Source organism: Bacillus sp. GMs2/2 (assembly GCF_050172095.1).
Lineage (GTDB): Bacteria > Bacillota > Bacilli > Bacillales > Bacillaceae_G > Bacillus_A > Bacillus_A cereus.
Genome location: NZ_JBNLYE010000214.1, coordinates 1 through 6,972, shown reverse-complemented (window position 1 = coordinate 6,972; position 6,972 = coordinate 1). Strand labels below are relative to the sequence as shown.

Genomic DNA, 6,972 nt, shown 5'->3' with positions numbered 1-6,972 from the left:
ATTACAATAGTTTGAAAAACTGAAACTTAATATTTTTCGACAATACATACAGAATGTTTTTGTCTTTTCGTATTTCTTAATAATTGAGTTTGATAAGATTGCTCAATTAACTTTTATTATAAAAACTATGAAGGAAGTGATTTTAGTATGGAAACGCTCGAATTGGCACGAATACAGTTCGCATCAACAACGATTTTCCATTACTTTTTTGTTCCGCTGTCAATTGGTTTAGCTTTTATTATTGCGATCATGCAAACGTTGTATGTGGTAAAAGGGCAAGAAGTATATAAGAAGATGGCAAAGTTTTGGACGCAATTATTCCTTATTAACTTTGCGGTAGGTGTAGTAACAGGTATTTTACAAGAATTCCAGTTTGGTATGAACTGGTCAACGTATTCACGTTTTGTAGGTGATGTATTTGGTCCATCACTTGCGATTGAAGGATTACTGGCATTTTTCATTGAGTCTACATTCCTGGGGTTATGGGTATTCGGTGAGGATAAATTACCGAAGCGAATTCACTTAATGTGTATTTGGCTCCTTTCAATTGGAACGATGTTATCAGCATTCTGGATTTTAACTGCAAGTGCATTTATGCAGTCACCTGTCGGGTATGAAATGGCAGCTGATGGTCGTGCGCAAATGAATGATTTCTTAGCCATTATTCAAAACCCACAACTATGGGTACAATTCCCGCATACAATTACAGCGGCAATTGCAACAGGTGCATTCTTTATTGCTGGTGTAAGTGCATGGAAAATTACAAAAGGACGAGAAACTGTAGTATTTAAAAAATCTTTCCGAATTTCTATCATTGTTGGAACAATTACAACGGCGCTTGTATTATTCTTCGGTCATGCACAAGCGCAACAATTAATTAAGACACATCCAATGAAGATGGCGGCAGCTGAAGCGCTATGGAATACAAGTGAGGATCCAGCACCATTTACAGTATTTTCGAAAATTGATACAGAGAAGAAAGAAAATTCGTTTGAAATTCAAATCCCTTATATGCTAAGTCTATTATCGTATGATAAGTTTAGCGGTCAAGTTGAAGGGATGAATCAAATTCAAAAACAATATGAGGAAAAATATGGACCTGGAGATTATATTCCTCCAGTGCATACAATGTTTTGGAGTTTTAGAGCGATGGTAATGAGTGGAACATTCATGCTTCTTCTAGGAGCTTACGGATGGTTCTTATCAAGAAAAGATCGTTTAGCTGAAAAAACGTGGTATTTAAAATTAATGGTGTATGCAATTTCTCTTCCATTCATCGGTAATACAGTAGGGTGGATTATGACTGAAATGGGTCGTCAACCTTGGGTTGTATTTGGTGTAATGAAAACAGAAGATGCTGTATCACCAAATGTAACATTCGGTGAAGTATTATTCTCACTTATTTCATTCACATCAATGTATTTAATTATGGGTGGAATTTGTGTGTACTTATTTGTTCGTACCATTAAGGGCCACAAGAATAAGAAAACGAAAAAGGATTATCAAAGCCATGATCCATTTGATAAGGAGGAAGAGTATGTTATCTCTTAATGAGTTATGGTTTTTAGTTATTGCAATCTTATTTGTTGGATTCTTTGTACTGGAAGGTTTCGACTTTGGGGTAGGAATGGTTTCGAGGTTTTTAGGAAAGAATGATTTTGAAAAACGAGTTTACTTAAATACAATAGGACCGTTCTGGCACGCGAATGAAGTATGGCTTGTTTGTGCTGGCGGAGCGATGTTTGCAGCATTTCCGCACTGGTATGCAACTTTATTTAGTGGTTTTTATATTCCATTTGTATTTATGCTTCTTGCTTTAATTTTAAGAGGTGTTTCTTTTAAATTTCGCGCGAAAATAGATAATCATAAATGGAAGAGTGCATGGGATTGGGGGATGTTTATTGGAAGTATGTTACCTCCTATCCTTTGGGGAGTTGCGATTGCAAACTTTATGGTAGGTGTACCTATTGATGAGAGTAAAAATGTTGTAGGTGGATTCTTGCAATTACTTCATCCATTTGCGTTACTTGGAGGAGTAATGTTTCTCCTGCTATGTATTGTTCACGGATTACAATTTCTTACGATACGTACAACTGGTAAATTGAGAGAACGTGCACGAATTGCTGCAATAAAAATTGCACCATTTTCATTAATTACACTTCTTGTTTTTGCTGGTGTGGGGTTATGGAAAACCGACATTTTCACTGCTCATGGAACAGAATGGATTATGGTGCCAATCGGAGCTTTTGTAGCACTATTAGTGTCCACTTTATTAAATAAAAGAAGAAGAGATGGTTGGGCTTTCTTTATGACGAGTTTAACAATCATTTTACTAAGTGCGAGTGTATTTATCGGTATGTTCCCACGTGTTATGATTAGCTCTTTAGGAGCAATGAATGATTTGACAATTTACAACGCAGCATCAGGAGCTTATGCATTAAAACTTATGACTTACTTTGCGATTGCTATTTTGCCTTTCGTTATCGGAAGTCAAATATGGAGTTATTATGTATTTAGACAACCTGTTAAGTCAGACAACGATTTGGAGTACTAATGAAAAGAAAAAGAGGACTTCCGTCTTATCCCGGTAGCCGTATTTTATATGTAGCGTTAACGATTATTAGTATTTTAGAAGCTTTTAGTATTATTGCGCAAACAATCTTTTTAGCACGAGCTATTACGTTTTTATTTCATGGAGAGACAGTACAAACAATATTAAGTGAAATTGTTTATTTTGGTATCGCGTTTGCAGCGCGTCACATAGTAGTTCGAACATCACAAATATTAGTGGAACGTTTTGCTGAAAAAACAGGGTCGTTACTAAGAAAACAACTAATAGAGGCATATTTCACATTAGGTCCAAGGTATGTTCAAACTGTTGGAACTGGTCATCTGGTTACCTTATCAATTGAAGGGATTGAGAAATTTAAAACATATATTGAATTAACGATTCCTAAAATGATTAGAAGTAGCATCGTTCCAGGTCTAATTGCACTATACGTTTTTACGCTAGATATTGAGTCTGGAATCATTTTAGTTGTAACGATTCCTATCGTGATCATATTTATGATTCTTCTCGGATTAGCAGCGCAAAAAATGGCAGATAGTCAGTACGAGATATATCGTGTACTTTCGAACCATTTTGTAGATACGTTAAAAGGTTTAGAAACATTAAAGTATTTAGGGAAAAGTGAACAGCACGAAGGAAAGATTGAAAAAGTAAGTAAAAGGTATAGAAAAGCAACGATGCGTACTTTGCGAGTTGCTTTTCTTTCTTCTTTTGCATTAGATTTCTTTACGAGTTTATCAATCGCGTTTGTGGCAGTTGGATTAGGGATACGTTTAATAGATGGAACGATTATACTATTACCAGCCCTTACAATTTTGATTTTAGCTCCGGAATATTTTCTGCCGATTAAACAAGTGGGAGCAAATTATCATGCGACATTAGATGGACAAATTGCGATGGAGCAAATAGAAGAGATTTTGCAACAACAAAAAGGAATACAAAAGAAAGATTTAAACGAAGACATAGTATGGAATGCCTCTAGTAGCTTGAAATTACAAGATATCAAAGTTAATAATACTGAATCTGAAAAGGCTATATTAGAAAGGATTAATTTTACTTGGGAAGGTAACGGTGCTATTGGTGTTATTGGTGAAAGTGGTGCAGGCAAATCGACGTTAATCGACGTATTAGCAGGTTTTTTATCTCCTTCGAGTGGAAAGATGTTAGTAAATGGTCTAGAAGTTGATGGATCTACTCGTGAAGATTGGCAAAAAAATATCGCTTATATTCCGCAGCAACCTTATATTTTTCCGCTTTCATTAAAGGATAACATTCGTTTTTATGAAACAAATGCAACAGATGAAGAAGTTGAAAGAGTTATTAATGAAGTCGGCCTTCGTTCACTCGTTACATCACTTCCAAATGGGATGCACGAAAGAATTGGGGAAGGTGGACGTATGCTAAGTGGCGGACAAGAACAGCGTGTTGCTATGGCGCGTGCGCTTTTAAGTAAAAAACCAATCATTTTATTAGATGAGCCTACGGCACATCTTGATATTGAAACCGAATTTGAAATAAAGCAAGCGATGTTACGTCTATTTAATGGAAAGTTAGTATTTTTAGCAACCCACCGTCTACATTGGATGAAACAAATGGACCATATTCTTATTTTAAATAAAGGGGAAATGAAAGAAAGTGGGACGTATGAAGAACTTTTAGAGAATGAGACATTACATTTTCATAGGGAAGAGAGGGGAGAGAAATGAGTAACTGGGTTAAACCTTATATAAAACAAAATAAAGGTAGAATGACTTTAACTATTTTCCTTGGTCTTCTTGGAGTTAGTTCAGGAGCGATGTTACTTTTTATTTCAGGTTATTTGATCTCAAAATCTGCCCTTAGACCAGAAAATGTAATGGCTGTATATGTTCCTATTGTTGCAACAAGAGCGTTTAGTATAGGGCAAGCTGTATTTCATTATATAGAGCGCTTAGTTGGACATGATGTCGTACTACGTATATTAGAAAAAATGAGAACGAGGCTATATAGAATAGTAGAACCACAGGCGTTATTTTTCCGTTCTCGATTTCAAACGGGTGATATGTTAGGAGTGTTATCCGAAGATATAGAGCATTTGCAAAACCTATATTTACGTACAATATTTCCTAGCATATTAGCGCTAGTTGTTTATAGTATCTTCGTACTTGTTATCGGTGCATTTGATTTTGTTTTTGCACTTATTGTAGGTTGTATGTTAGCTATTATCGTTTTTCTTCTTCCGTTTGTATCATTACTTTTGATGAAGAAACATCATGTTACTTTAAAGCAAGGAAGAAACCGTTTGTATCAACAACTGACAGATGCTGTTTTTGGATTATCTGATTGGCAAGCAAGTGGTCGTAAAGATGAATTTATTAATGAGTATGTAAAACAAAATGATCAGTTGTTAAAAATCGAAAAGAGAGTGAAACGCTGGTATCATATTCGGGACAGTATCATTCAATTAGTAGTAGGTATTGTAGTTATTTCGATGATCATATGGACTGGTAATGAAGCGGCAAGTGAACAAATTGCTCCTACAGTTATCGCAGCTTTCGTATTAATGACTTTATCTGTAACGAACGCGCTTATTCCTATTGCAGATGCCATCGATCGAATACCGTCGTATGTAGAATCTACCCATCGTCTTAATGGCGTAGAAAGTGATAGTGTTTTACATGATGAAACGGATTTGCATGGAGAGAAAGATTATATTGAACCAAAACATGTAGATATTGAACTGAATCACGTATCGTATAGTTATCCAGATAGTAATGAGATTGTATTAAAAGATGTATCATTACAAATAAAAGCAGGGAAGAAAATTGCTATTTTAGGGAGAAGTGGCACAGGGAAATCTACTTTACTAAAATTGTTAACAGGGGCGTTAAGCCCAGTAAATGGCCAAGTTGTACTAAATGGTGAACGAGCTCATACGAATCTTTTATCTAAATATATTTCTGTATTAAATCAAAAGCCCCATTTGTTTGATACGACAATTGGAAATAATGTACGAATTGGCAAACCAGAGGCGACGGATGAAGAGATATGGAAAGCTTTAGAGAAAGCACAATTAGCTTCACATGTTACTTCTCTTCCAGACGGATTACAAACAAAAATGCATGAAATGGGAAAGCGGTTTTCTGGTGGGGAAAGACAAAGGGTTGCTTTTGCTAGAACTCTTATGCAAGAAACACCAATTATTGTACTTGATGAACCGACTATCGGTTTAGATCCAAAAACAGAATTGTCTTTAATTGAAACAATGTTTTCTGCAACGGAAGAAAAGACGGTTATTTGGATTACGCACCATCTTGTAGGAATAGAACATGTAGACGAAGTTATATTCCTTGATCGTGGCCAAATTGTCATGCAAGGTAGTCATAAACAACTTCTGAAAGAAAATGAAAAGTATCGTAAACTTTATGAGTTAGATAAAGGAATATAATTTGAATAAGCAATAATTGTAAAAATAGCTACGCCTAATGGTGGAGCTATTTTTTGTTAGATTGCAGGTGTATATGATTGTTACGAATTAAAAATGAATTTCATATTATACATATAATGGAGGGGATGTACATGAAGGAGCAATATAAAATCATTGTTTTAAGTGATGAATTATCAGGGGATAGGATTCGAAATACGTTAGACAAAAATAAATGTAAAACAATAGTTCATGTTGTGGACGTTTCAGATGTTGTTCGTCTAGAAAGTTCTTTTCAATATATAGTCATTTGGAGAGGGGACGCAGAAAAACTTACAAATGATTTGATAAATAGGGGCGTGCAAAGTTCAAAAATTATTAATTTAACAAAATACATGTATGAATGGAAGGATAAATTAATTTCTATCTATCAAATAAATCCGGATCTTATGTCTTTATACATTTCTATGAAAAAAGCAAAGAGTGATCCGACGTATGAATTGTTTGCTACCGGTTTGTCTTATCCACATTGTGGCATAAGTACGGAGCTTCTCTCAAAAAAGTCAATAAAATTAACACTTCCATCGCAAGATCTATACTATGATTATTTAATAGCGTCACAACTTTTATCAAACAATCATTCATTTCAATATTGTTTAATAGGAATAGCCTATTTCTCGTTTTACTTTGATATGTCGTTATCATCTGAATCATATAGAATTCACAAAGTATATTATCCATTGTTTCAAGATGGTCATCATACTGTAGTTCACTCTCCTCTACCCACTGATGGATTCTCCCATCTAAATACTCCGAAACCACTTCTTTCTATTTTTAATTTGCATTTTGAATATATTTTATTAGATGAACTAAAAGATGAATCATTGATACTGCCTTGGATAAATGCTGAGTGGAATATCACTCCTCTTCACATTCCTTTTGAAGAACACGGGAAAATAAGAGCAGCTTCACATGCTAAATTGGCGTATCCTCAAACTTT

General features: G+C 34.9%; 5 protein-coding genes. All 5 read left to right on the top strand.

Features of this window, described 5'->3' with window-relative positions; translation table 11 throughout:
• The first annotated feature begins 147 nt into the window (after positions 1-147).
• The gene (gene cydA, locus ACQGS6_RS20270) at positions 148-1,551 is read left to right on the top strand and encodes a cytochrome ubiquinol oxidase subunit I (protein ID WP_000448872.1); all 1,404 of its coding nucleotides are present in this window, start codon (positions 148-150) and stop codon (positions 1,549-1,551) included.
• Positions 1,538-2,554, top strand: coding sequence for a cytochrome d ubiquinol oxidase subunit II (gene cydB, locus ACQGS6_RS20265; RefSeq protein WP_000950083.1), 1,017 nt, complete (start codon positions 1,538-1,540; stop codon positions 2,552-2,554). Before cydA ends, cydB begins: the two co-directional genes overlap by 14 nt.
• Positions 2,554-4,275, top strand: coding sequence for a thiol reductant ABC exporter subunit CydD (gene cydD / locus ACQGS6_RS20260; RefSeq protein ID WP_065228659.1), 1,722 nt, complete (start codon positions 2,554-2,556; stop codon positions 4,273-4,275). Before cydB ends, cydD begins: the two co-directional genes overlap by 1 nt.
• Positions 4,272-5,996 (top strand): thiol reductant ABC exporter subunit CydC, encoded by a 1,725-nt coding sequence (gene cydC, locus ACQGS6_RS20255; RefSeq protein ID WP_000073645.1) that lies wholly within the window; start codon positions 4,272-4,274, stop codon positions 5,994-5,996. The genes cydD and cydC overlap by 4 nt, the downstream gene beginning before the upstream one ends.
• Positions 5,997-6,127: 131 nt before the next feature.
• The coding region (locus ACQGS6_RS20250) for a hypothetical protein (protein ID WP_426965490.1) at positions 6,128-6,972 on the top strand (845 nt) is incomplete at its 3' end.